We start from the raw sequence: 24,864 nt of genomic DNA, 5'->3' as shown, positions 1-24,864 counted from the left end.
GTTTCAGACCCAGCCCCCTGGCTGGTGCGGAGATCACACATGCCAAAACTGATCCGTTTCGTACTCATCAATTCAGCCCTCGGGGTGCTGATCGGCTGGCTGGTGGCTGCTGCCGTGGTCTATTTCAACATCAACGGGTTTGGTGATCTGGTGCTTGGCTCATCGAGCCGGATCGCTGCAGTGTTCATCCTGCTGGTCTCGTTCGGCTCGACTTTCGGGTTCGCGGTGATGGCGACGGCGGTGATGCTTATGCCGATCGACAAGGACGAGTTCGACAAGCTGTAAGTGCTGCGGCGGGTTGGCCTTCCGTCTACGGCGGTATCCGGAGACAAAGCCCTGAAGAAAAACTGGGCGAGACGCAGCCCGATAAAACAAGGGACCACGCGCACCGCCGGGGTGAACGTGGTCCTCGTGTTCTTCAGGCTGCTTGATGTCAGGCGGCGCGGGCTCTGCCCTGATGGCTGGCCTTGCCGCCGATCTGGAAGCGGGCGATGGCCTGGTTGAGGGTTTCTGTTTCCTCGAAGACCGTATGAACGGCAGCGGTGGTTTCCTCGACCATGGCTGCGTTCTGCTGGGTTACCTGGTCCATCTGGTTGACGGCGGTGTTGATTTCCTGGATGCCGACGGACTGTTCCTGCGAGGACGTGACCATCGCCTTGACGTTGGAGTTGATCGACTGCACGTGGCCGCCGATCTTCTGCAGGGCCTCGCCGGTGCGGGTGACAAGCGTCACGCCGGACTGGACGTGGGCTTCGGATTTTTCCAGCAGCGTGTTGATCTCCTTGGCGGCGCTTGCCGAGCGTTGAGCCAGTTCGCGAACTTCCTGGGCAACCACGGCGAAGCCCTTGCCGGCTTCCCCGGCGCGGGCGGCCTCGACGCCGGCATTGAGTGCGAGAAGGTTGGTCTGGAAGGCGATCTCGTTGATCACGCCGATGATCTGGGCCACCTGTTTGGATGAGGTTTCGATCTCGCTCATGGCGGTCACGGTATCCTGGACGATGGTTTCGGACTCGCTGGCAACGCTTGAGGCCTCGCCGACCATGCGGCCGATGTCGGTCGCCCGCTTGTGGGCTGCCTGCACCGTCGAGGTGATCTCGTCGAGGGCTGCGGCGGTCTGTTCGAGCGAGGCAGCCTGCTGTTCGGTGCGGCGCGACAGGTTGTCGGTCGAGCTGCGGATCTCGGCGGTGCCCTGGCCGATATTGCCTGAGCTTCCGGCGATGGTGGTGAAGGCGGTCTCAAGGCTTTCGATCGATGTGTTGAAATCCTGGCGGACGGCTTCGAGCGAGCCGGGGAAGGCCTTGGTGATGCGGAAGGCGAGGTTGCCCTCGGCCAGTTGCCCCAGGCCTTCGGCAAGTGCGGAGACCGCTTCCTGCAACTGCTGCGCCTGGCGCGCCTTTTCGGCTTCGTTGGCGGCACGCTCTTCCTCGGAGGCGAAGCGGGTTTCCTCGGCTTCGTTTTCGAGATCGATGTTGCGCAGCGCCGAGTTGCGGAAGACTTCGACGGCCTTGGCCATGGATCCGAGTTCGTCCGAGCGCTGGGTGAAGGGGACTTCGGTTTTCAGATCGCCCTTTGCAAGCAGCCCCATGTAATCGGTCATGCTGGCCAGCGGACGGTAGATCATCGGCCGGCTGATCAGCGAGATGGCCGCGGCAATCAGGATCATCAGCACGAAAACGGCTGCTGCGGCCCAAAGGCCGGCCGTGGCAATGGCATTGTAGTTGGTGCGATCAACCGCAACGACAGCAACGCCGATGGTGTTGCCGGAAACATCTGCGATCGGAAACACGATGTTGGCATAGACGCCATCGGTTCCGGGTGTCTTTTCGAAGGTTACCCGCTTGCCGGTCAGGTCGCCGAGGCCGAGTGACTTCTCCGGATCCAGGCCGGCGGGCAATGTGGTGCCGATCTCGTTCAGGCCGTCCTTGCCGATTGCAAAGATGGCAGCGGGGTTGCCGGTGTTGCGGGTGAATTTCTCGACAAAGCCGCTGTGCAGGCTGAGACCGAATTCGACAGAGCCAATGTGCTTGCCGTCCAGCGAAATCGGGGCGAGGCCGCGGATGCCGATGCCGGCGACACCGGCTTCAAGGCCGGAGAGGCTGGTCTTGGTCGAATTGACCTGCAGCACCGTATTGCGGAAACCGGACAGGTCGTCGCCGAATTTTTCCGGCTTGTGAACGCGCAGGAACGAGGTGGCGGGGGGCAGATGGAACTGGAACTGGCGGACGTCGTACTCGTTCTTGAGCATTTCGAACGAGCTCTTGAATTCCGCGGCCAGGGTATCGCGATCAAGGGCGGCGAAAGATTGCTTGACGCTCTGCTGCTCGGCAACGAGCTTGGCCAGCATGGTGGCCGAGCGCTGCGAGGCTGACAGCTCGGACTGGAACTCGGTCTCGACACTTGCAAGCTTGTCCTGCATCGCCTGAGAGACAAAGCGCTCGCTCAGCGTGAACACGGTTCCCGCAACAGCAATGGCGGAAATCAGTGCGCCGCCAAATAGCAGCGTGTTGAATTTGCTGCTGATATTCATCTTGATCATGGAGAGATCCTCGTTTGCCATGATGCGGTCACCGGGAACCAATCATGATCCGTCAGGGCCAGCTGTTTCGGGTTTGATCCTTGCCGCGTCTTCTCATTTGACTGCGGGAAGGTATTGAGCGTCTTCGGATGTGTATATTTAAATTCAAATATTCAGATACTTATTGATTAAAATTGTTTCCTTTTCGTAAATGGTGCGGCGGGTCTGCCTTGATCAAAAGTCGAATGCAGACTGCCTTTTCACACACTTAAGCGGCCAGGAAACACAGGCGAGACGCGCTCTGGCCGGTGGGTGGTCCCGCCGGGTTTTTCCGTTTTCTAGTTGGTTTGCTTTTCTTGATCCGGGCCAGTTGGGGCCGCGGGAAATGCGGTGCGGGCCGGCAAGTAGAAATTTGTTTATCGCGGATGTCTTTGCCTTCCATAAACCTGAATTCTGCCCGATCCGTTTTCTTTTTGCTGCGAAGCACACTAGGCTGCGCGCTTGAGGGGTGATTGATGGAAGAACAAATCTCGGGTGCGGTCGAAGTTGTTGGCGAGGTGGTGGAAAAGGCCGTTGCGCAAGTCGTCGAGCAAGCCGTCGGCCAGGGCGGCCATCATGGTGACGCGATGGTGGCGATTGCGATTGCCGTGGCAATTGCAGCGCTGCTCGGCCTGGGGTTCATGCGGTTGCGGCAGCCGCCGCTGGTCGGTTTCATCCTGGCGGGCCTGGCTCTGGGCCCCACCGGCCTCGGGGTAATTTCGTCGTCGGAGAATGTGGCGCTGCTTGCCGAGATGGGCGTGGTGGTTCTGCTGTTCTTCATCGGCATGGAGTTGTCGATCAAGGCGTTCGTGCTCAGCCTCAAGCAGGCGGTGATCGTGGCCGGCGGACAGCTGATTGCCTCTATGGTGCTGGCTGCCTTGCTGGCGTTCATGCTGGGTGCCAGCCCTTCGGAAACCCTCATCCTGGGCTTCATCATCGCGTTGTCGAGCACGGTGGTGGCGATGAAGATGCTCGAGGAAATGGGTGAATTGCGCGGTGCGCCGGGCCGGGTCGCCGTTGGCGTGCTGATCGCGCAGGACATCGCGGTGGTGCCGATGCTGATCCTGGTCTCAAGCCTTGGCGGCGATGGTTTTGATATAGCCGAGGTAACGTTCAAGGTTGTGGTCGCGGTGGCGCTGCTGGCCGGTTTGCTGTGGTGGTTTGGCCGCAATCCCAAGCTCAAGCTGCCTTTTGCCGAGGCCATCGAGGACAATGTCGACCTGCTGGCGATCGGCTCGCTGGCGCTGTGCTTCTCCGCCGCGGCCCTGTCAGGCCTAGCCGGTCTTTCCCCGGTTTACGGGGCGTTTCTCGCAGGCATCATCGTTGGCAACTCGACGCTTCGAAGCCGGGTCATCCCGGTGATAGAACCGATCCAGAGCATCCTGCTGGTGGTGTTCTTCCTGTCGATCGGGCTGTTGATCGACCTCGATTTCATTCTCGCCAACATTGCGCTGGTGCTTGCCGCAGCACTTCTGGTGGTGGGGCTGAAGACGGCACTGAATATCTTCCTGCTCAGGATTACCGGTTCCGATCCGAAAACCGCGTTGCTGGCCGGCCTGTCGATGGCGCAGATCGGCGAGTTTTCGTTCGTGCTTGCTGCTGCGGGTTTTGCCTCGGGCGCCTTTGGCTCCGATATCTACCGGCTGGCGATTGCTGTAACGGCAATCTCGCTTCTGGTATCGCCGATCTGGTTCAACCTGATGGAGCGCGTCGAGGACCTGGCGAACGAGGGGCTGGGCTCCTATAAGGAAGCGCTTGCGCAAGCCTATGAGGGCGAAATCGATGGCGTGGAGAACGTGATGTGGGCGATGCGTGCACGCTATCGGGCTGCCCGGTTCGCGCTTTACCAGCGCCGGGCGCGCCGGTCCGAGGTCCAGGCGGAAAGCCCGGACATCGCGCGACCGGCGGCTGCGGCTGATGCTGCAGCGGACAAGCCTGAAGCGGAAAAGCCCTAGAGCTTGCCCAGCAGCGCCTGATCCGGCCAACCGTCGGCGGGCAGGCCGAGCCGCAGCTGTTCGGCGCGGACGGCGGCGCGGGTGCCGCCCCCCAGGATGCCGTCGATCTTGCCGACATCATGGCCGCGGGCGGCGAGCTTCTGCTGCAACTGTTTCATCGCAGCATCGTCAAGTCCGTTGCCGGGATTGCCGGCATCATAGGGCTTGGCGCCGGCAAGCCGGGTGGCGAAATAGGCGGCCGAAGTGGTGTAGATAAAGCTCTGGTTCCACTCGAGATAGATCGAGAAATTCGGAAACGCCAGGAAGGCCGGACCATTGCGCCCCTGCGGAAACAGCAGATCGGCAGGCAGGTTCTTCGATGTCGGTACGCCATTGCGGAATTTGACGCCCAATGCGGTCCAGTCGTTCAGCGTCATGCCACCGTCGAGGCCTGACTTCTCATAGGGGAAATTGCCCGACGGCACGGAGACTTCGGCCAGCCAGGGTTCGCCGGCGCGCCAGCCCAAGGCCTTGATGAATTTTGCCGCCGTCATGATCGCGTCTTCGGAGGACTTCTTCAGGTTGACGTGACCATCGCCGTCACCATCGACGCCGTATTCGATGATGTCCCTGGGCAGCATCTGCACCTGGCCGATCTCGCCGGCCCAGGCGCCGGTGGTGCTATTGGGGTCGAGGTCGCCGTGTCCGACCATTTCGATGGCGGCAAGCAGCTGCGGGCGGAACAGTTCTGGCCGGCGGCAGTCATGCGCCAGTGTCGCCAGCGCGTTCATGGTGTTGAAGTCGCCCTGGACCGCGCCAAAGTCTGTCTCCAGTCCCCAGAACGCGGTGATGACGGCTGCGGGTACGCCATACTGGGCCTCGGCGCGGGCAAAGGTGTTAGCGTATTGCTTCATCTTCCTGGCGCCGACCTGCATGCGGTTGGAACTCACAGAGCGCTTGGAGAACTGAAGAAAAGTCTGGCGGAACACGCCCTGGGCGCGATCGCGCGAGAGCACCTTCCTGTCGATCGAGGCATTGCGCAGCGCCCGGGTCGCGACCTCGCCGCTGACGCCGCGGGCCATCGCCTCGGCTTTGACGCCTTCGAGAAACTGGGCGAAATTGCCGCCGCAGGCGGGGGCCTGGGCCATGGCGGGGGTGGCAAGGCCTGCGAGAAGAATGGCGAGGGAAAGCTTCGATGTCATGATGGCGTCAACTCCTGATGGGGCGGCGAGCGGCCCCCAGATTTGTGGCAATGATGAGGTATTCTACGGGATGCAACAAACTTGTCACGGCCCCCACAGCGCCGGTTGCATCCAGACTTGCGGGAGAACGAGTTTGCCTTCAGCCGGCATCGGCGCGGACGTGAGGCCAAACGACTGCCAGGCTTCGCGCCATTCCGGGGCGAGGGGATAGGGTGGGGTGACACCGGTTTCGGGGCTAAAACCGCTCCGGCCATAGTATGCGGGATCGCCGAGCACATAGACATGGGCCACGCCGGACTGGCCCAGCCGCTTCAGACCGTCGCGGATCAGTGCAGTGCCGATGCCCTGACGCTGGAATGCGGGAGCTACAGCGAGCGGGGCCAGCAGGGCGGCCTTCGCATCACCGTCCGTCATCGCGCAGATGGTGAAAAGGATATGGCCGGTCATTGCATCACCTGCGTGAGCGGTCAGTGAGAGGATGCCGGGTTCCTGCGTGAGCAAATGCCGTATTAGCGGCAGCAGATCCTCGTCGGGGAAGGCTGCGGGATAGAGCCGGTCTATCGAGGGTAGATCGCCGGCCCGGCTCTCACGGATTTCGATATCCTGCATTGCAACCTCGATCCGGTGCTCCATCGGCTCACTCACACACAAGTCCGCCAAGCCGTGCGGCAGAACATGGTCGAGTTCACCGCGCGTACTTCCTCAGCCAGGCTTCCCACTGGCTCTTGGTACCGGCAAAGGCGTTGATGTCGGTGTCGCCCTTGATGCCGTCCATCATGCCGGTGCCGGTATATTGCCAGAAGGTCCAGGGGTGATCGGGATAGATGTCCTGCGGGTGGGCTGCGACCGACCTGAGCCAGAACTGGTAGCCCTGGAAATGGCCGTCGAGGTTCTCGCGGTGGAAATCGACCGGGGTGTAGATGATCGGGCGCTTGCCGTAATGACGGCCGACAATGTCCATCCACACCTTCATCTCGATGCGCACGGTTTCCGGATCGGGACGGGATGTGCAGGTCTTGGAGGCATGGTTCCATTCGACATCGAGAACGGGCGGCATCTGCACGGATTCACGCGGCACGTTGGCGATGAACCAGGCGGCCTGTTCGCGTGCCGGGCGGCAGAAATAGTAGAAATGGTAGGGCGCGTGCGGGATGCCGGCCGCGCGGGCGCTGCGCCAGTATTCCGGAAAACGGCTGTCATTGTGGTCGCCGCCTTCGGTTGCCTTGATGAAGACAAAGCCAACACCGGCGCGGCGGAGCTTGTTCCAGTCGATATCGCCCTGCCATTTGGAAATATCGATGCCGTGGACCGGATAGCGATCCGGGTGAAACTTGCCGAAATCGACCGGCTTGCGATCGCCGTAGCGGCCATTGCCGGGCGGATCCAGCTTCTTGACATCAGGCCTCTTGGACTTTGATGCCTGCTTGCCAGCGTTGCCGATCGGCTGCAATCCGTCTTCAAGACTGGTCGAGTTGCAACCCGACAGACCGGTTGCTGCGACCAGTATCAATGATGCCAGAACCGGCAGCATGCCTGATCCGGATTTCGCACGCCGTGCTGCCGGCCGCGCAAACAGCTGCTGCAACGAAAAACTAAGCGTTGATAGCGTTAATACTGTCTTACGGATGGGCATGGGGCTGCCTTTTGGGGGATTTGTGTGAAAAATCAATGATGTATGCGCGTTTTGCATCAACCTGAACTCCACCCCTGGCATGTCCGGGACGGAATTTTCCACCGGTTTACCGGTAAAAGCTTAAATTTTGAAGAATCCCGTCAATGCGGCGTTTACCACGGCATTTCGCTAGTGACTTTTTGTTAAGTTCTGGCGGTGCATCTGGTCTTCGGAACAGGAGACTTTGGCATGATGCTGAATTCGTATGTGCCAAACGCTTGTAAGCGATATGTAATCGCTGGTTTGGTGATCGCAATTGTTACGCCGTTGGCAGCCATTTTGTATGAGGTGCTTCTCGGGGCGGCTATTGCGCATGCAGGCTATGAATTTCTATCCAGTCCGTTCGGGTTGGCCGCGATTGCGGCGCCCTTGGGCATTACCGTGCTTGTCGCAGGTCTTGGCTATCGCCATGATCGCCTGGCACGGCAGATCCAGAGCGAACGGGCCGTAACCGAGCAGCTGCGGCAAGCGGCATATCACGACAGTCTGACAGGGTTGGGCAATCGCCATGCGTTGAGCGAGGACGTGGAGCGGATCATCCGCTGCAGGACCGGGAAATCACCTCCGGTGGCGTTGTTGCTGTTTGATCTCGACCGCTTCAAATATATCAATGACACGATGGGACATGCTGCCGGCGACCTGGTGCTCAAGGTGCTTGCCGAGCGGTTCAAGGCCTATTGCAAGCCGGGGCAGCGGGTCTACCGGCTGGGCGGCGACGAGTTTGTGCTGCTGTGGGAAAGCGCGCCCGGCACCAAGACGATCTCGAGTTTCTGCGATGGCCTGTCGGCCTTCGTGTTTCGCCCGGTCGAAAGCCCGGCCGGTCTGATCGAGACTGCCGGCAGCATCGGTTTTGCCGTTACCGATGACCGTGTCGTCACATTGTCCGAATTGCTCAAACGTGCCGATCTGGCGCTCTATCATGCCAAGGACAAGACAGGTTCTACCCACTGCTTCTTTACCCATGAAATGGAAGACAACCACCGGCACCGTCAGCAAATGGAAGCGGAAATGCGTGAAGGCATTGCCGCCGGGGCATTTCATCTCGATTACCAACCCGTGGTCAAAACATCCACGCTGTCGGTGTCAGGATTTACAGTGCGGTTGCGCTGGTCCCGTTCCGAGGAGGAAGACCTCGCCCAGGAAGACTTCATGGCGCTGGCCGAAGCCAGCGGTCTGGTCCTGCCGCTGGGCAAGTGGATGCTTGAACGGGCGCTGACGGATGCGGGTGGCTGGGCAGACAAGGCGGACATCACCCTGCCGGTGTCAGCGATCCAGCTTCGCGATCCTGCCTTTGCCCAGTCGGTGATGGATGCGCTGGAGAGGACCGGGTTCGAGCCAGGCCGCCTGATCCTGGATGTCGAGTCCAACGCGACTCGGACGGAAGCCGCGATCGTGCTGGCCAATCTCGAAAAGCTGCGGGAAAAAGGCATCAAGATCGCCGTCAGCGAGCTTGCTGCCAGCATTGCCGGCCTGTCGATGGTCCGGGCCTTTCCGGTCGACCGTGTCCGCCTCGATTTCTCCGGCATCAGGTCGCTTGCGGGGGAAACCCGTCTGGTTCAGATGCTGACGCTGTTTCTGCAACTGGCCTCAACAGTCGAAACACCGGTCATCCTGACCGGTGTTGACAGTGAGGAGGATCTGAAAAGTGCCTGCGCTGCGGGTGCGGAGCAGGTTCAGGGCGCCTATACCGGCACCCGGTTGTCGACACTTCATGCATCCCGGTTTTCCAAGCCCCTAAAGGACCAGGCGCAGACCGCCGCAAAAGCGCCAAGCGTATTGAAAATTGCCTGACAGGAGTTGAGCCTGCCAGGCAACTGGATGGTGTCAGGCCTTGCCTGCGCCACCGGCGGTCGGCGTGGTCAGGATGACCGCATCGCCTGCTTCCAGAATGGTCTGATCGCAGGCCTTGAGCGTTTCGATGTGGCCATCGCGCCGCCGTATCTCGGTCTTGCCGACCTGGCCTTCGCCGCCGCCATTGACGCCGAGCGGCGGGCGGTTGCGGTGCGAGGACAGGATCGCCAGGTCCATGCGCTCAAGGAAGCGAATGGTGCGCCTGGTTCCATCGCCGGCGCTGAACTTGCCCTTGCCGCCGGAGTCTTCGCGGATGTGGAAGTCCTCCAGCTCGACCGGAAAGCGCATCTCGAGGATTTCCGGATCGGTCAGCCGCGAGTTGGTCATGTGGGTGTGGACGCCCGAGGTGCCGTTGAAGCCTCGGCCCGAGTTCTCGTAACCGGCCGGCGAGCCCGAGCAGATGGTCTCGTAGTACTGGTACTTGTCGTTGCCGAAGGTGAGGTTGTTCATCGTGCCCTGGCTGTTGGCCAGTGCTCCCAGCGCGCCGAAAATGGCGTTGGTGACGTGCTGTGATGTTTCCACGTTGCCGGCAACAACCGCGCGCGGGTAGGCGGGCTTCAGCATCGAGCCTTCGGGGATGACGATGCGGATGGGGCGCAGGCAGCCCGCGTTCATCGGGATTGGCTTTTCCACCATCACCCGGAAGCAGTAGAGAACGGCGGCGCGGGCCACCGGCTCGGGCGCGTTGAAATTGTTCTCCATCGCATCCGAGGTGCCGGTGAAATCGACCGTCGCCTCGCGCTTCTCGCGATCGACCGAGATCTTGACCCTGATCACCTGACCTGTGTCGGTGGGGTATTCGTATTCGCAATCCGACAGGGTTTCGATTACCCGGGCGACGCTTTCGGCGGCATTGTCCTGGACATGGCCCATATAGGCCTCGACCACATCAAGCCCGAAGTCGTTGACCATCTTGCGCAGGTCCGCCACGCCCTTTTCGTTGGCGGCGATCTGGGCTTTCAGGTCGGCGACATTCTGGGTGACGTTGCGGACCGGGAAGGGGTGATCGGTGAGGATCTCGATCAGTTCCTTTTCACGGAAGCGGCCGCGCTCGACGATGCGGAAATTGTCGATCAGCACGCCTTCCTCGTCGACCGTGGTGGCGAGCGGCGTCATCGAGCCGGGCGCGGTGCCGCCGACATCGGCATGGTGGCCGCGCGAGGCTGCCCAGAACAGGATTTCCGAGCCGTCATCGGAGAACACCGGGGTGACGACTGTGATGTCGGGCAGGTGGGTGCCGCCATTGTAGGGGGCATTGAGGGCAAAGACATCGCCGGGGTGAATGTCACCCTCATTGAGCCGGATGATGGTTTCCACGGAGCGGTCCATCGATCCCAGGTGCACGGGCATGTGCGGGGCGTTGGCAACCAGTGCCCCGCTGCGGTCGAAGACGGCGCAGGAGAAATCCAGCCGCTCCTTGATGTTGACCGAATAGGCGGTGTTCTGCAGCGTCACGCCCATCTGCTCGGCGATCGACATGAACAGGTTGTTGAACACTTCGAGCAGGATCGGATCCGCCCGGTCGGCGCCGATGGCGAGCGCCCGCTCGAGCTTCTGGTAACGGGTGAGCACGACGTGGTCACGGGCGTTGATGGTTGCTTCCCAGCCCGGCTCGATGACGATGGTCTGGTTGGGTTCGATGATCAGGGCCGGACCCTTGAGGCGGTTGCCGGGCTTGAGCCTGTCGCGGCGCAGGATGCGGGCATCATGCCACTGGCCGCCGGCGTAGACCGGGCGGGTTTCTCCGTCTTCGATTTCCAGCTGGTCGAGTTCGTGCTCGGCTTCGATGCGGTGATCTTCGCGGTCATCGATGCCTTCCACCGAGATCGCCTCGATGATGATGGTCTTGTTGTCGTAGACAAAGCCGAACTGGGCCTTGTGGGCCTTTTCGAACTCGGTGCGGGCGGCGTCGAAATCGAAATCCGAGAAGGCCACCGGAATGGTGGTGTCGGTGCCGTCGTAACGCAGTTGCAGGACCGGTCGCCAGCTGATGGCGTCATCGGGGACACCCTGGCTTGCCAGTTCCTCGAACACGCCCTTGCACAGGGTATCGACGAGCAGTTTGACATCGGTGCGGCTGTCATCCGCAAGCGGCTTGATCAGGGCCTGCTGGCGGCTGGCGAAGACACTTGCCAGGCCAATGCCGTAGGCTGAGAGCAGGCCGGAGAAGGGGTGGATCAGGATCGATTCCATGCCCAGCGCATCGGCCACCAGGCAGGCATGCTGACCGCCGGCGCCGCCGAAGCAGTTGAGCAGGTAACGGGTGACATCATAGCCGCGCTGCACCGAGATCTTCTTGATCGCGTTGGCCATGTTCTCGACCGCGATGGTGATGAAGCCTTCGGCGATTTCCTCGGCGGATTTGCCGGGCTGGTCTTTCGCCAGGTCATCAAACGCCCGGCGCACCGTGTCGACGTCGAGCGGCTGGTCCTGCCGGGGGCCGAATATGGCGGGGAAGAAATCGGGCTGCAGCTTGCCGAGCATGACGTTGGCGTCGGTTACGGTGAGCGGTCCGCCGCGGCGGTAGCAGGCGGGGCCGGGATTGGCACCGGCGGAATCGGGGCCGGCGCGGAAACGGCCTTCACCCGAATGCAGGATCGAGCCGCCGCCGGCGGCGACGGTGTGAATGCGCATCATCGGCGCGCGGATTCGCACGCCTGCCACTTCAGTGTCGAAGGCGCGTTCGTAATCGCCATCATAATGGGCGACGTCGGTGGAGGTGCCGCCCATGTCGAAGCCGATGACCTTGTCGAAACCGGCGAGCGCCGCGGTCTCGACCATGCCGACCACGCCGCCTGCGGGACCGGAGAGGATGGCGTCCTTGCCGCGGAACATGTCGGCCGCGGTCAGGCCGCCTGACGACATCATGAATTGAAGGGTGGGACCCGGTTCGCCGGAAGGGGTGGCGCCGAGTTCGCCTGCGACCCGGTCGACATAGCGTCTCAGGATTGGCGAGAGATAGGCGTCGACCACGGTGGTGTCGCCACGGCCGACGAGCTTGGCAAGCGGCGAGACCTGGTGGCTTACCGAGATCTGCCCGAAGCCCGCGCGTTTGCACGCATCTTCGACGATGATCTCATGGATGGAGTTCTGCCAGGAATGCATCAGCACCACGGCGACGGCATCGATGCCGTCGGCGCGGGCCTTTGCCAGTTCCGGCTCAAGGGCTTCGAGGTCGACGCCACGAACTGCCTTGCCGTTGGCCATGGTGCGTTCATCGACCTCGATGACGCGCTCGTAGAGCTGTTCGGGGAGGATGATTTCCTTGGCGAAGATATCAGGCCGGGCCTGATAGGCGATGCGCAGCGCATCGCGGAAGCCCTTGGTGATGACCAGCAGCGTGCGGTCGCCCTTGCGCTCAAGCAGCGCATTGGTGGCAACCGTGGTGCCCATCTTGACGTGGCCGATGCTGTCCGCGGGGATGGGGGCGGACTGGTCGATGCCGAGCAGGTCGCGGATGCCCTGGATGGCGGCGTCGGGATAGGCTTCCGGGTTTTCGGACAGGAGCTTGCGCTGGTGCAGCGTGCCATCGGGTGCGCGGCCAACCACATCGGTGAAAGTGCCGCCACGATCAATCCAGAAATCCCAAACACCGCTCATATCAATCGCTCCTGAAAGATTGCGCGTCCTGCTGTTGCCATGGACACGGATAATGGTCCGCGTATAATGCTTATTGTCGGCATAACGTCAACATTTTATCGATAAAGTGTGAGTGTAATTGACATGGCTCAACAGAAATCCACCGCTGCGGCGGATATCGGCCCGATTGTCTCGGCCTCGCATCTGGCCGATGGCGGCATGCCGGCGCTGTCGGAAATGGAATTCGGCCTGGTGATCCTGAGCAATGCCTTCCAGCGCTGGATCACCCGCTGCACTTCCGCCGCGGGCGGGGAAGGCCTGTCGGCGATCGAGGTGCAGATCCTGCATGCGGTCAATCACCGCGAGCGCGACAAGAGCCAGTCGGAACTGTGCATGATGTTCAACATCGAGGACACCCATGTGGTGGCCTATGCGCTGAAGAAGCTTGAGGCGCTGGGGCTGGTGGAGGCCGGCCGGCGCGGCAAGGAAAAGACCGCGCGGATCACAAAGACCGGCGCCGATTTGTGCCTGCGCTACCGGGATTTGCGCGAGAAGCTGCTGATCGATTCCGTCAAGTCTCTCGGTCTGGACGAGGCGCGGGTCACCGAGATCGCGGCGCTGATGCGGGTGATGTCGGGGCAGTATGACCAGGCCTCGCGCGCGGCTGCCAGCTATTGACCGCAAAGCTGCGGGCTGCCTATCGTCGCCGCATATTTGCAAACATGACGGGAGAAGGCGCATGGAATATGTCCGGCTGGGAAAAACGGGACTGAAGGTTTCACCGCTGTGCCTTGGCTGCATGAGTTTCGGCACGCCGGGCGGACCGACCCATCCCTGGGTGATCCCGGAAGATGAGGCGCAGCCGTTCTTCCGCAAGGCGGTCGAGAGCGGGATCAACTTCTTCGATACGGCCAACCACTACAATTACGGCGATTCCGAGCGGATTACCGGCAAGGCGCTCAAAACCTATGCCCGGCGCGACGAGATCGTGGTGGCGACGAAGGTGGGCCTCAGAATGAGCGATGGCCGGCCCAACGACCGCGGCCTGTCGCGCAAGCATATTTTCGACCAGATCGACCAGTCGCTGACCCGGCTGGATATGGATTATGTCGATGTGCTCTATATTCACCGCCTCGACCCCGACACCGAACACGAAGAGATGCTCGATGCGCTCGAAGCGGTGAACCAGGCGGGCAAGGTGCGTTACGTTGCGGCGTCCTCGATGTGGGCCTGGCAGTTTGCCAAGCTGCGCGAGATGCAGAAGGCGCGGGGCTTCCAGCAATTCGTCGCCATGCAGAATTTCTACAATTTGGCCTACCGGGAAGAAGAGCGCGAGATGATGCCCTATTGCGCGTCCGAAGGTGTGGGCGTGATGCCCTGGTCGCCGATCGCGCGCGGATTTCTGGCCGGCAACCGGCCGAAGGATGGACAGGCGACCAACAGGGCTGCCACGGACAAGATGGCGCAGGGTTATTTCGGGTCGCCGCAGGATTATGCCAACCTGTCACGCGTCGAAAAGGTTGCGGCCAAACTCGGCGTCAAACCGGCGCAGGTGGCCTATGCCTGGGTGATGTCGAAACCCTTCGTGACCGCGCCGATTGTCGGCGTCACGAAGATCGGCCAACTCGATGAAGCCATCGGCGCACTCGAAGTCAAACTCGACGCAGCTTCCATTCGCCTGCTCGAAGGCGCCTACAAGCCGCGCGAGGTGGCGGGGCACAGCTAGGCGTCCGTCAGCCCACCTTGGCCTTGCGTCCGCACCAGACCACGACACCGACGGCGAAGGCGAAGCCGAGCATCACCGGGGTGACGGTTTCGCCCAGCAGCAGCGCGGAAAGGCCGAGCGTGACGAAGCTTTGCAGCAATTGCACCTGGCCGACGCGGGCGATGCCGCCGATGGCCATGCCCCAGTTCCAGAAGATGAAGCCGGCGAACATCGATCCGAGCGCCAGGTAGGCCATCGCCATCAATGCGTGGCTGTCAGGCTGGTAAATCCCGGTGTTCCAGGTGAATGCGGTGCCTGCCAGCGAGATCGGCGCAGTGACCATCAGGGCCCAGCTGATCACCTCCCAGCCCGGCCTGGTGCGGGCGAGCTTGCCGGAGATGACGTAGCCGCAGGATGCGGAGAGCGCTGCACAGGCGAGCCAGAAATCGCCGATGCCGGGGTCGATGTCGGCGCCGGAGAGAGAGAAGACCATTACCAGTACGGCGCCGGCAATGCTCCAGCCCCAGAATGCCATCCCCGGGCGCTCGCCGCCGAACAGGGCGGCGAAGGTGGCGGTCATCAGCGGCAGCACGCCGAGCACGACGCCGCCGTGCGAGGCCGGCACGGTCTGCATGGCGACGCTGGAAAAGCCCGGAAAGCCGTAGACCAGCAGGATGCCGGCGATGAATAGCGACAGCGCATGCTGACGGGGGAACGGCTTTCTCAGCGCGATCAGGGTTGCTCCTGCGACCGCTGCGGCAATGGCGGCGCGGGCAAAGGTGATGAACGCCGGCGAGAACCCTTCCAGCGCGATGCGTGTGACGGGCAGGGTGGCACCGAAGATGACAATGCCGACGAAGCCAATCGCCATGCCGGCGAGTGGATGGACGGCAGCGGCAGGCACGGGCGCTGATGGGCTGGTTGAATCGGTCATGGCCACGGCATACCGGGACAAAGCGGTCCGGGTCCAACGAATTCCGGCGATGGATCGGGGTGCTGGCGGTGATGGATCGTTCACCGGATTGTGCACTGCGCCATACTCGATTTTTGAGACCAAATCACGTAAGAAGACAGCATGTCTATGTTCAGCCGCCTTTTTGACGCCATCGGCGAAACCGCTTCCACCGCCTTTTCAGGCGTTGTCGAGGCCGTGCGTACCGCGTTTGCCGGTGATCCGGAAACCCGGCGGAAAGTGGCATTTTCGGTGGCCGTGATTGCGCTGTCGGCGAAGATGGCCAAGGCCGACGGCATCGTGGCGCCGGAAGAGGTGCGGGCGTTCCAGGAAATCTTCGCCATTCCGCAATCCGAAGCCAACAACGTGGCACGGCTTTACAATCTCGCCAAGCAGGATGTTGCGGGTTACCAGGCCTATGCCCAACGGGTGGCCGGCATGTGCGGATCGGGCGAGGCCAACTGCGCCATGCTCGAGGATGTGCTCGACGGGCTGTTTCACATCGCCAAGGCGGATGGCGTGATCCACCACAAGGAACTGGAATTCATCGCCGATGTGGCGGACATCTTCCATTTCGATGAAGCCTATTTTGACCGCATCATGGCGCGCCATGTTCATCCCAACGGCATTGATCCCTACGCCGTGCTTGGCCTTGCCGACAGCACGCCGTTCGATGAGGTCAAGAAACGCTATCGTGCGCTCGCCTCGGAGAGCCATCCCGACCGGTTGCGCGCCCGTGGCGTGCCCGAGGAATTCCTCAGTATCGCCAATGACCGGATGGCGGCGCTCAATGACGCCTTCTCGGTGATCGAGAAAGCCCGCGCTGCCGCATGAGTGAGTTTGATCCCGATTACAAGTCCGCCCGGGTGCGCCCATCGCCCAATTGCGGCGAGCGCAAGGACGGCCGCAAGCCGGACATGCTGATCCTGCATTATACCGGAATGCCGACGGCGGAAGCCGCGCTTGACTGGTTGTGCACCGAACAAAGCCAGGTTTCGTCGCATTACTTTGTCGACGAGGCCGGCACCGTTACCCAGCTTCTGCCCGAAAGCGCGCGTGCCTGGCATGCGGGGAAAAGCTGCTGGAAGGGCGAGACGGACATCAACTCGGCCTCGATCGGCATCGAGATCGCCAATCCGGGGCACGAGGCAGGTTCACCGCCATTCGAGACGGTGCAGATCCAGTCTGTGATCGCGCTTTGCCGGGATATAATAGAGCGCAACGCCATACCCGCCGAGCGGGTGCTGGCGCATTCCGACATCGCGCCGATGCGCAAGCAGGATCCGGGCGAGAAATTTCCCTGGGGCCTGCTGCATCAAGAAGGTATCGGCCACTGGGTCGAACCGCTACCGGTCGGTGGCGGCCGGTTTTTCCAGGAAGGGGATGCGGGCCAGCCGGTCGAGGCGCTGCAGACCATGCTGGCGCTATATGGGTACGCCGTTCTGGTCGACGGGGCATTCAACGCCGAGACGGCGGCGGCGATCCGCGCATTCCAGCGGCATTTCCGTCCCGAGCGCGTCGATGGCATCGCCGATGCGTCGACCATCGGGACCTTGCACAAGCTGCTGACCGCGCTGCCAACAGTGGCCTGAGACCGCCAGGAAACTGCTGCTCCGACCGGTCTTGGCGGACACAATGTTACACTCTGACATGTAAATTTATTGCGACGCAGCAATTTTTGGGTTGCCTGGCCTTAAATACGCCTGCCTGTGCCTTGATTAAGTTGGCTTCCACGCACGGACCGGGTGACGGCAAAAGCCTGTCGCGGTTCCGGACTGAAAAGCAACGCGCCAGGGGTATATCCCGTCCTCGTCGATGAACGGTTGGGCAAGGCGCCATCGGAGTAATTCAAAATATGCGTCTCTTTTTTACGGCTGCTGCGGTGGCCCTGATTTCCCTTGCGCTCTCGGGCTGCGAAACCTCCGGAACATCGAAGGGGACAACCGGCTCGATCTCCAATGGCAAGATCAAGAGCTCCAGCATGAGCTTTGGATATTCCAAGCGGCCTTACGGCAAGCTGATTTCCAGCTACGCCAAGAAAAACGGCGTTCCCGAAGCGCTGGCTCACGCGGTGATCTCGGTGGAAAGCAATTACCGGCCGAAGGCGCGGGGCGCTGCCGGTGAGGTCGGGCTTATGCAGATCAAGCCTGCGACAGCGCGGATGATGGGCTATCGCGGTTCGACCAAGGGGCTCTACAATCCCGAAACCAACATCAAATACGGCATGCTGTATCTCGCCAAGGCACACCAGCTCGGCGGCGGCACGACCTGCGGCACCATCCTCAAATACAACGCCGGACACGGCGCCAAGCGGATGAACCCGGTCTCCAAGCGCTATTGCGGCAAGGTTTCCCGGTTGATGAAGTAAGGCCGGAGGTAACCCTTTCTTCATCAGCCTGGCAAAGCCTAAACGCGGCTCGATGAAATAGGTTCCTCCTGAAAGCAAAATAATTACGGCCGCCAGTCTGGCGGCCGTTCTGCTTTCGAATGGTGGTTTCCGCAATGGCTGATGGTGGATTGCCCAAGGCCACTGTCACGTTTGACCTCAACTCCGTGCTTCGAGCAGACCCCAGCGGTTGCCGCGTGACTTGCCGCGGTGCATCAGCACCAGCACTGTCGTTATCAGCACCAGCATTTCGGCGACGATGCCTGCGTACCAGATCCCGGGTTCACCGAACCAGAAGGGCAGTGCGAAGGTCAAAGGCAGGGCGAACAGATAGGTTCGCGACAGCCCCAGCAGCGCGGCCCGCGGGGCATCGCCGATCGCCTGAAAATAGGAGCCGATCATCATCAGCGGCCCGAAGATGAACATCGCCATCACAGTGTAAGGCAGGATCCGGGCGATCTCGCCGACGATCGCGCTGTCGTCAATGAAGATGAAGCCGATCTCGCTGCGGGCGGACAGGAATATCAGCTCCACGGTCACGCAATAGATCAGCGCGATTGTCAACGCCAGGACGATGCTTCTGTCGGTTCGCGCCGCCAGTTTCGCGCCGTAATTGTTGCCGGCGATGGTCTGGAAGGCCATGCTCAGTCCCAGCAGGGGCAGGAAACTGAAGGTAATCAGCCGGGTGATGATGCCGAATGCGCCGGCGGTTGCGGCATAGGTCTCTCCGGCCCAGAGCTGCAGGCAGTAGAGTGTCAGTCCGGCCGAAAGCGACAGGCCGATATAGCCCAGGCTCGATGGTGCCCCGAGTGCGAGCAGTTCGCCCCAATGGCTGTATCCGAACCCGTGCACCCCACGGCGGGACCCGCTCTTGCTGCCCGAGCGTGACCGGTAGATCAGCACTGCCGCCATCGCACAGAACTGCGCCAGCACGGTTCCGTAAGCGGAGCCTGCAACGCCCGCGCCGAGTTGGACGATGAAGAGATAGTCGAAAGTGATGTTCAGGAGCGCCGACATCAGCGTGATCGCCGCCATCGCGGTAAGCAAGCCCTCGCTGCGCAGCGAGGCGATGCTGATCGACAACACGAAGACCAGCGGCGAACACAGGATCAGGATGGAGATATAGGTGTAGCCCATCCCGGCGAGGCCGGCATCGCCATTGGCGGCCATGAGGCTGAGCGCGTTGCCGAAGAGAAGGAACAGCGCGATCAGGATCACGCAGACCACGAGCGCCAGTTGCACGGCCTGGGCAAACACGGTGTGGGCCCGATCCCGCTCGCCGCCGCCGATAAGACGCGCAAAAACGCTGGCGAAACCGTTCGAGACCAGCGTCGAAAGGGCGACCAGCAGCATGTAGAGCGGGAACATCAGGGTGACCGCGGTGAGCGCATCGGCCCCGACATAGGCGCCGAGGAAATAGGCATCGACCACGGTGAACAGGCCATTGACGCCCATCACCACGATGATCGGCGTGGCGGTCCTGGCAAACAGGGCCGGCAGTGAACCGGCAAGGTAGATATTTTCTTCGGGTGTAGACGATCCTGTCATCACAAACCTCTTTCAGTGTCTGGATGCGGAAACAAGAAGGGCGCTCGCGTTGCCATCAAACCGCATTCGACCGAAATCGGTGGATGAGAGAATTGCGAAGGACTTCACCATGGACAAGCCAGCGAGCGGCAGGGGCCTTCACCCTGAGCGCTCGATAATCCCGTGTGCCGGGATTGTCAATTGGCCGGCCTGCCGGATGGGCCAGCATTTCTCTGGTCATCGCTGGCTCTGTGGTCTAAGGAGGGCGCGCCAGTCGGCCGGGCAGCCGCGCCTTGCAACGTCGAAAGACAGCAGGGCGAGGAAAGTCCGGGCTCCACGGATAAACGGTGCCGGATAACGTCCGGCGGGGGCGACCCCAGGGAAAGTGCCACAGAAAGCAAACCGCCTTGCCTTCTTATCGCCGGTTCGTCCGGTCATTTGACGGGCAGGGTAAGGGTGAAAGGGTGGGGTAAGAGCCCACCGCGCGACCGGCAACGGAAGCGGCACGGTAAACCCCACCGGGAGCAAGACCGAATAGGGATGACGCAGGGCGCAAGCCCGGCCCTTTTTCCGGGGTTGATCATCCGGGTAGGTTGCTTGAGGTGCGCGGTAACGCGTACCCCAGAGGAATGGCTGCCACGTTTTCGTCTCCGGGCGGAGGCCATACAGAACCCGGCTTACAGGCCGACTGGCACTTTCACTTTTATGAAGACGTCGCTTGCGGGACCGTGTTGCCGCCGCGCCCTTACGCCGGGTGTCCGGGAACCAATCTCCATCAGCTTCGTTGAGCGCCAGACCGGACGCGATGTCCTGTCGCACCGGAACCAGGTCACCCCAGACCAACTGCCCGAAATCCGCGGTCGTCGCGATATCATCTGTTTGAAAGGAAACGTGCCATGAAAACCCTGTCCGATGCCTTTGAACACACCCTGCAAGACATCTATTACGCCGAAAATGCGCTGGTGAAAGCGCTCCCCAAGGTTCAGCAGGCCGCCAACGGCAAGAAGCTCAAGGACGCGATCGGCGAGCATCTCGAGGAAACCAAGGGCCAGATCAAAACGCTTGAAAAGGTGTTTCAGTCGATCGGCAAGAAGGCGTCCGGTGAAAAATGCGACGCAATCGAAGGCCTGATCAAGGAGACTGACGGCATCATCGAAGAGGCAACAGGTGTAGCGAAGAACGCTGCCCTGATCGCTGCAGCCCAGGCCGTCGAGCACTACGAGATCGCCCGTTACGGCACCTTGCGCGAATGGGCCAAGGTGCTCGGTCACAAGGAAGCCCATGATTTGCTGTCCGACATTCTCGACCAGGAGAAGGCGGCCAACAGCAAGCTGACCAACCTGGCCGTGTCCTCGATCAACGAGGAATAGCGCGTAAGCGGGAACGTCATCCCAAAATCGACGGGCGGGATAAGCCGGAGATTGCCGGTTCTCCCGCCCGCTTGTTTTCTGCGCGCCGGATCAATCGCCTTCGGTGATTTTGACCTTGTCCGGCCAGAATGCGTAGTGTCCGGCGAGCTGTCTGGAGACCTCCAGGGGCCGGTCGTAAGTCCAGGCTATTTCATTGCCATTGAGGGTGACGTAGCTGGCATCGCCCTTCAGCGGGCAGTGGGTGGTCTTGTCGAGCGGATCAAGTGTGGCGATGATGTCCGACGCGGGAATGTAAAGTGCGGGATCATAGAGTGATTTTCCCATCTCCATGACGCGCAGTGCGTTTTGTGTCTGCGCAATCAAGGTGCCGTCAACATAGACGCGAACCGTTCGCCTGACCGGTCTGACGACCATGAGATGGTTGGGGTTGTCAGGGTTTCGAATGGCGCCTTCCAGCATCGGGAAGTTGGTGTTGGCCGCATTTGATGGTTGCATTTCGTCACCCGTTTTTCGCGCTTCATGCCGGAAACCGGCGGTTATATGACTTACCATCAAACAGGCCTGTTTGATACGGGGCGGCGCCGCTCACCCGTCTGCCGGCCGTTAAGACTGTGCCTTTTCGTGAGACGGAGCATGACGCAATCAGGCAAGTGCAGCGGTCCGTCCCGGGTGTTATATCGGCGCCATGACCCATGATGATGATGAAGAAGCCCCCGGATCCACTGTCTGCTTTGCGCATATGCTGGTCGACGGCCATGTTGTCGATCCGCAGACCTGGAAAGATGTCTCGGTGTTTCGCAAGGCCGAACGGACCCGGCTTTATACTGAAAGGCAACAGGTTTCGCTTGAAGACCGCAAGGTGATGGCTGCGGCGATATCCACGCGGCTGACTGAAATTCTCGGCGATGTGACCGGGCGGACGATTGCGGTGTACTGGCCGATCCGCGGCGAACTCAATCTGCATCCCTGGATGGTGGACGCCAGCGAACGCGGTGCACAGATCTGCCTGCCGGTGGTGGTGGAGAAGAACGAGCCGGTGGAGTTTCACCGCTGGTCACCCGACAGCGCCATGGCCAAGGGCATCTGGAACATTCCGGTGCCGGCCGATCTCGGGCCGGTGGTGCCGGATGTGGTGATCGTTCCGCTGGTCGGTGTGGATGAAGAGGGCTACCGGCTCGGCAATGGCGGCGGTTACTACGACCGCACGCTGGCGCGGTTGCCCGACGATCTGATGATCATCGGCGTCGGCCAGCCGTTTGCACGGATGAAGACGATCTTCCCGATGCCATGGGATATCCCGATGAAGAAGGTTGTGCTCGGCGACGGTTCGGTTCTCGAGCTTCGCTGACGGCAGCCCGACGTGGCTAACTGGCCCCGGCCTTTCGACCGGGGCAGGATTGATCAGACGAAATCGACGAACTTGTTGAACGGCATTTCCCTCAGTCGTGTGCCGGTCGCGGCGAAGATGGCACCGGCGAGGGCTGCGGCTGCGGGCGGCACGGGCGGTTCGCCAATGCCGAATACATGCTCGCCGTTTTCAAGGCCGCGAACTTCGATCTGAGGGCATTGATACATGCGCATGCCCTGATAGCTGTCGAAATTGTTCTGATCAGCAATGCCGTCGGTGTAGGTGATTTCGCAATTCATGGCGTGGCCAAGCGCGAAGACAACGCCGCCCTTGACCAGATTGTCGAAATTGACCGGATCGACCACGGTGCCGACTTCGGCTGCGACATAGACCTTGTCGATCCTGATGCCGTCTTCGGTGCTGGTGACCTCGATCACCTCGGCACAGTGGACGCCGAAGGACTGGGTTAGCGCCACGCCACGGCCGCGACCGTTGCCCAGAACACCGTCCCAGCCTGACATTTCGGCCACTGCCTCGAGCACTTTGCGGGCCTCAGGGGTGCTGCACAAGCGCAGGCGTTCTTCCAGCGGATCCGCGCCTGCCGCGTGGATCAGTTCATCCAGGCCGGCGTTGTAGAAGAAGCCATTCGATGAAGCGCCGACCGAGCGCCAGGAACTGATCGGCGCCAGTTCAGGGGCGCGGTAACCGGTGACCCGCTGGTTAGGGATGGCGAAGGGCTGGTCCCAGGCGCCGGCGACGATCTGGCTGTCGGGACCGGGGACGGAGAGGCCCTGACGGCCCATCTGCGAGACCACGACCGAGGGCATGGCGATGCCGAGATCATAGGTCTCGATATGGCCGTCGCGGACGGTGCCGCGCATCCGTGCCATGGCGATCTGGCGGGTGAAATCATGGCTCAGGTCTTCTTCGCGCGAGTAGGTGAGCTTGACCGGAGTGCCCTTCATCTGCACGGCGATTTCGGCCGCCTGTTTGACCACCTCATCCTCCAGCCGGTGGCCGAAGCTGCCGCCGATATAGAGCGCATGGACGATGACTTTTTCCGGATCGATGCCGGCGATCTTGCCGACATTGTTCTGGATGAAGCGCGGAACCTGGGTGCCGGTCCAGACCTCTGCACTGTCATCGTCAATACGTACGATGGCGTTGATCGGCTCCAGCGGGGCATGGGCCAGATACGGCGCGCGGTATTCTGCTTTAACGAGGTTGCTGGTTTCGGCGATTGCGATCTCGACATCACCATCATCACGCTTGCGGCTGTCGCGGAGGTCGTCTGTGAAGCTGGCCGAAAGCGTGTCCCAATGTTCGTCCATGGTGGCCGGGAAGGGGGCAGGGCCCCATTCGGCCTCGACCATTTCGGCAGCCTGGAAGGCGCGCCAGGTGTTGTCGGCGATCACGGCGATGCCTCCGGTGACGGGAACGACTTCCTTGACGCCGCGCATTTTCAGCGCCTCGGCCGCATCGAAGCTGAGCAGCGGGCCGATCTGGGCCGGATTGAGCTTGATGGCTGCATGGACCATGCCGTCGACCTTGTGGTCGATGCCGTAATCGAGCGTGCCGGTGGATTTGGCGATGATGTCGACACGCTGCATCGGCTTGCCTATCAGGCGCCATTGAGATGCGGGCCGCAGTTCGATGCCCTGTGGTGGTTCGATATCTGCTGCCAGCGGCGCCAATTCGGCATAGGACAGAGACGTGCCATCGGGAAGCAGCACTTCGCCTGCTTTGGTTTTCAAATCAGCAACGGCAATGCCTGATTTTTTCGAAGCGGCAAGCTTGAGGGTTTCGCGGGCGACAGCGCCAGCCTGCCGTAGCTTGACGAAGCCATCGGGAACCGTGGTCGAGCCGCCGGTGATCTGCATGCCGATCAGTTTCATGATCGCCGAAAGCGCGCCATAGGCAGCCTGGTTGCCGATGCCGTCGCCCGGCACCATGAACTGGGCGGCTTCGTCGGCAAGTGCGGTGTTCCAGTAAGCGGGCGAGGGCGGGCCTGGATCGACCTTGACCTGATCGAGTTCGACATCAAGCTCTTCGGCGATCAATGCCGCCTGCACCGAATAGGCGCCCTGGCCCTTGTCGGCGCGCGGGGTGATCAGCGTGACGCCGTCGGCATCGATGCGGACGTAAGGTGTGATGGCGGCTTCGCCGTCGCCGAGATCGGCCAGCAGCGGATTGTCATGCGGGCGCTTGACCATATAGGCGCCGAAGGCGACGCCGCCGGCAACTGCGACCGAGCCGATCAGGAAGGCGCGGCGGGTGATTGTTTTCAAACGGCCCATATCAAGCGCTCCGGATTGTTTTGGCGGCGGTCTTCACCGCTTCGCGAATGCGCGGGTAAGTGCCGCAGCGGCACAGATTGCCGCTCATGGCATCATTGATGTCCTCGTCGCTGGGCGCCGGGTTTTCCGACAGCAGGGCTGCGGCGGACATGATCTGGCCGGACTGGCAGTAGCCGCACTGGGCAACCTGATGCTCGATCCAGGCGGCCTGCACGGCGTGCAGCGCGTCCGGTGTGCCAAGCCCGTTGATGGTGGTGACCGCGCCTTCGAGATCGCCCACCGGCTGCTGGCAGGAGCGGATGGCAACGCCATCGACATGGACCGTGCAGGCGCCGCACTGGGCGATGCCGCAGCCATATTTCACCCCGGTGATGCCGAGTTCGTCGCGCAAGACCCACAACAGAGGCATGTCCGGTTCGACATCGACCTCATGAATTTTTCCGTCTACGGTAAGTTTCATCGGCATGCCTCCAGCAGCAGCAGTGAT

The 24,864-nt window shown here is 61.5% G+C and carries 20 protein-coding genes and 1 other RNA gene; 11 read left to right on the top strand and 10 right to left on the bottom strand.

The genetic code is table 11. The annotated features are described in order from the left end of the window. The first annotated feature begins 39 nt into the window (after positions 1-39). Positions 40-285, top strand: a complete 246-nt coding sequence (locus tag WNY80_RS19640) for a hypothetical protein (protein ID WP_342889100.1) — start codon at positions 40-42, stop codon at positions 283-285. Positions 286-433: 148 nt separating this feature from the next. Here the strand turns inward: WNY80_RS19640 and WNY80_RS19635 are convergent, their stop codons facing one another. Further along, positions 434-2,536, bottom strand: coding sequence for a methyl-accepting chemotaxis protein (locus WNY80_RS19635; protein ID WP_342889099.1), 2,103 nt, complete (start codon positions 2,534-2,536; stop codon positions 434-436). A 494-nt stretch (positions 2,537-3,030) separates the two neighbouring features. Here WNY80_RS19635 and WNY80_RS19630 point away from each other — a divergent pair, with 494 nt between their 5' ends. Next, positions 3,031-4,509 (top strand): cation:proton antiporter, encoded by a 1,479-nt coding sequence (locus tag WNY80_RS19630; protein ID WP_342889098.1) that lies wholly within the window; start codon positions 3,031-3,033, stop codon positions 4,507-4,509. Here the strand turns inward: WNY80_RS19630 and WNY80_RS19625 are convergent. From WNY80_RS19625 to WNY80_RS19615, 3 genes are all read right to left on the bottom strand, one after another. Continuing rightward, positions 4,506-5,636 carry a lytic murein transglycosylase gene (locus WNY80_RS19625; protein WP_342889172.1) on the bottom strand — a complete coding sequence of 377 codons (1,131 nt, stop codon included), beginning with the start codon at positions 5,634-5,636 and terminating at the stop codon, positions 4,506-4,508. The two genes, WNY80_RS19630 and WNY80_RS19625, sit on opposite strands and share 4 nt — an antisense overlap. A gap of 138 nt (positions 5,637-5,774) precedes the next feature. Continuing rightward, the gene (locus tag WNY80_RS19620) at positions 5,775-6,335 is read right to left on the bottom strand and encodes a GNAT family N-acetyltransferase (protein WP_342889097.1); all 561 of its coding nucleotides are present in this window, start codon (positions 6,333-6,335) and stop codon (positions 5,775-5,777) included. 40 nt (positions 6,336-6,375) lie between these two features. Then, positions 6,376-7,221 carry a GH25 family lysozyme gene (locus tag WNY80_RS19615; RefSeq protein WP_342889096.1) on the bottom strand — a complete coding sequence of 282 codons (846 nt, stop codon included), beginning with the start codon at positions 7,219-7,221 and terminating at the stop codon, positions 6,376-6,378. A 408-nt stretch (positions 7,222-7,629) separates the two neighbouring features. Between WNY80_RS19615 and WNY80_RS19610 the strand changes: the two genes are divergently transcribed. Next, a complete protein-coding gene (locus tag WNY80_RS19610) occupies positions 7,630-9,153 on the top strand; it encodes an EAL domain-containing protein (protein ID WP_342889095.1) in 1,524 nt (507 codons plus the stop codon). 33 nt (positions 9,154-9,186) lie between these two features. Here the strand turns inward: WNY80_RS19610 and WNY80_RS19605 are convergent, their stop codons facing one another. Further along, the gene (locus tag WNY80_RS19605; protein WP_342889094.1) at positions 9,187-12,813 is read right to left on the bottom strand and encodes a hydantoinase B/oxoprolinase family protein; all 3,627 of its coding nucleotides are present in this window, start codon (positions 12,811-12,813) and stop codon (positions 9,187-9,189) included. Positions 12,814-12,936: 123 nt separating this feature from the next. Here WNY80_RS19605 and WNY80_RS19600 point away from each other — a divergent pair, with 123 nt between their 5' ends. Together WNY80_RS19600 and WNY80_RS19595 are read left to right on the top strand one after the other, a co-directional pair. Beyond that, positions 12,937-13,470, top strand: a complete 534-nt coding sequence (locus WNY80_RS19600; protein WP_342889093.1) for a winged helix DNA-binding protein — start codon at positions 12,937-12,939, stop codon at positions 13,468-13,470. A gap of 61 nt (positions 13,471-13,531) precedes the next feature. Further along, positions 13,532-14,518: an aldo/keto reductase gene (locus tag WNY80_RS19595; RefSeq protein ID WP_342889092.1), complete on the top strand. Its 987-nt coding sequence runs from the start codon at positions 13,532-13,534 to the stop codon at positions 14,516-14,518. A 7-nt stretch (positions 14,519-14,525) separates the two neighbouring features. Here WNY80_RS19595 and WNY80_RS19590 read toward each other — a convergent pair whose 3' ends face one another. Continuing rightward, positions 14,526-15,431, bottom strand: a complete 906-nt coding sequence (locus WNY80_RS19590) for a DMT family transporter (RefSeq protein ID WP_342889091.1) — start codon at positions 15,429-15,431, stop codon at positions 14,526-14,528. A gap of 141 nt (positions 15,432-15,572) precedes the next feature. Here WNY80_RS19590 and WNY80_RS19585 point away from each other — a divergent pair, with 141 nt between their 5' ends. From WNY80_RS19585 to WNY80_RS19575, 3 genes are all read left to right on the top strand, one after another. After that, positions 15,573-16,283, top strand: coding sequence for a DnaJ family molecular chaperone (locus WNY80_RS19585; RefSeq protein ID WP_342889090.1), 711 nt, complete (start codon positions 15,573-15,575; stop codon positions 16,281-16,283). Then, positions 16,280-17,041, top strand: coding sequence for an N-acetylmuramoyl-L-alanine amidase (locus WNY80_RS19580; RefSeq protein ID WP_342889089.1), 762 nt, complete (start codon positions 16,280-16,282; stop codon positions 17,039-17,041). Before WNY80_RS19585 ends, WNY80_RS19580 begins: the two co-directional genes overlap by 4 nt. 263 nt (positions 17,042-17,304) lie before the next feature. Then, a complete protein-coding gene (locus WNY80_RS19575) occupies positions 17,305-17,817 on the top strand; it encodes a transglycosylase SLT domain-containing protein (RefSeq protein WP_342889088.1) in 513 nt (170 codons plus the stop codon). Positions 17,818-17,994: 177 nt separating this feature from the next. Here the strand turns inward: WNY80_RS19575 and WNY80_RS19570 are convergent, their stop codons facing one another. Further along, positions 17,995-19,383, bottom strand: a complete 1,389-nt coding sequence (locus tag WNY80_RS19570; protein WP_342889087.1) for an MATE family efflux transporter — start codon at positions 19,381-19,383, stop codon at positions 17,995-17,997. A gap of 249 nt (positions 19,384-19,632) precedes the next feature. Here WNY80_RS19570 and rnpB point away from each other — a divergent pair. Both rnpB and WNY80_RS19560 read left to right on the top strand, forming a co-directional pair. Continuing rightward, an RNA gene (gene rnpB / locus WNY80_RS19565) (RNase P RNA component class A) lies at positions 19,633-20,058 on the top strand. Between the two features lie 200 nt (positions 20,059-20,258). Then, on the top strand, positions 20,259-20,732 hold the full coding sequence (locus tag WNY80_RS19560; RefSeq protein ID WP_342889086.1) for a ferritin-like domain-containing protein: 474 nt from the start codon (positions 20,259-20,261) through the stop codon (positions 20,730-20,732). A gap of 90 nt (positions 20,733-20,822) precedes the next feature. Here WNY80_RS19560 and WNY80_RS19555 read toward each other — a convergent pair whose 3' ends face one another. After that, entirely contained in the window at positions 20,823-21,227 is a 405-nt protein-coding gene (locus WNY80_RS19555; protein ID WP_342889085.1) for a DUF427 domain-containing protein, read from the bottom strand. Between the two features lie 190 nt (positions 21,228-21,417). On the opposite strand from WNY80_RS19555, the gene WNY80_RS19550 reads away from it, so the two are divergent. After that, entirely contained in the window at positions 21,418-22,080 is a 663-nt protein-coding gene (locus tag WNY80_RS19550; RefSeq protein ID WP_342889084.1) for a 5-formyltetrahydrofolate cyclo-ligase, read from the top strand. A 53-nt stretch (positions 22,081-22,133) separates the two neighbouring features. Here the strand turns inward: WNY80_RS19550 and WNY80_RS19545 are convergent, their stop codons facing one another. Continuing rightward, positions 22,134-24,377, bottom strand: a complete 2,244-nt coding sequence (locus WNY80_RS19545; RefSeq protein WP_342889083.1) for a molybdopterin cofactor-binding domain-containing protein — start codon at positions 24,375-24,377, stop codon at positions 22,134-22,136. A 1-nt stretch (position 24,378) separates the two neighbouring features. Then, positions 24,379-24,837 (bottom strand): (2Fe-2S)-binding protein, encoded by a 459-nt coding sequence (locus WNY80_RS19540; RefSeq protein ID WP_342889082.1) that lies wholly within the window; start codon positions 24,835-24,837, stop codon positions 24,379-24,381. Positions 24,838-24,864: the final 27 nt, after the last annotated feature.

This window comes from Hoeflea sp. AS16 (assembly GCF_038900095.1).
Lineage (GTDB): Bacteria > Pseudomonadota > Alphaproteobacteria > Rhizobiales > Rhizobiaceae > Hoeflea.
The sequence above is the reverse complement of the archived record's forward strand: the minus strand, read 5'-3'. Positions and strand labels throughout refer to the sequence as shown.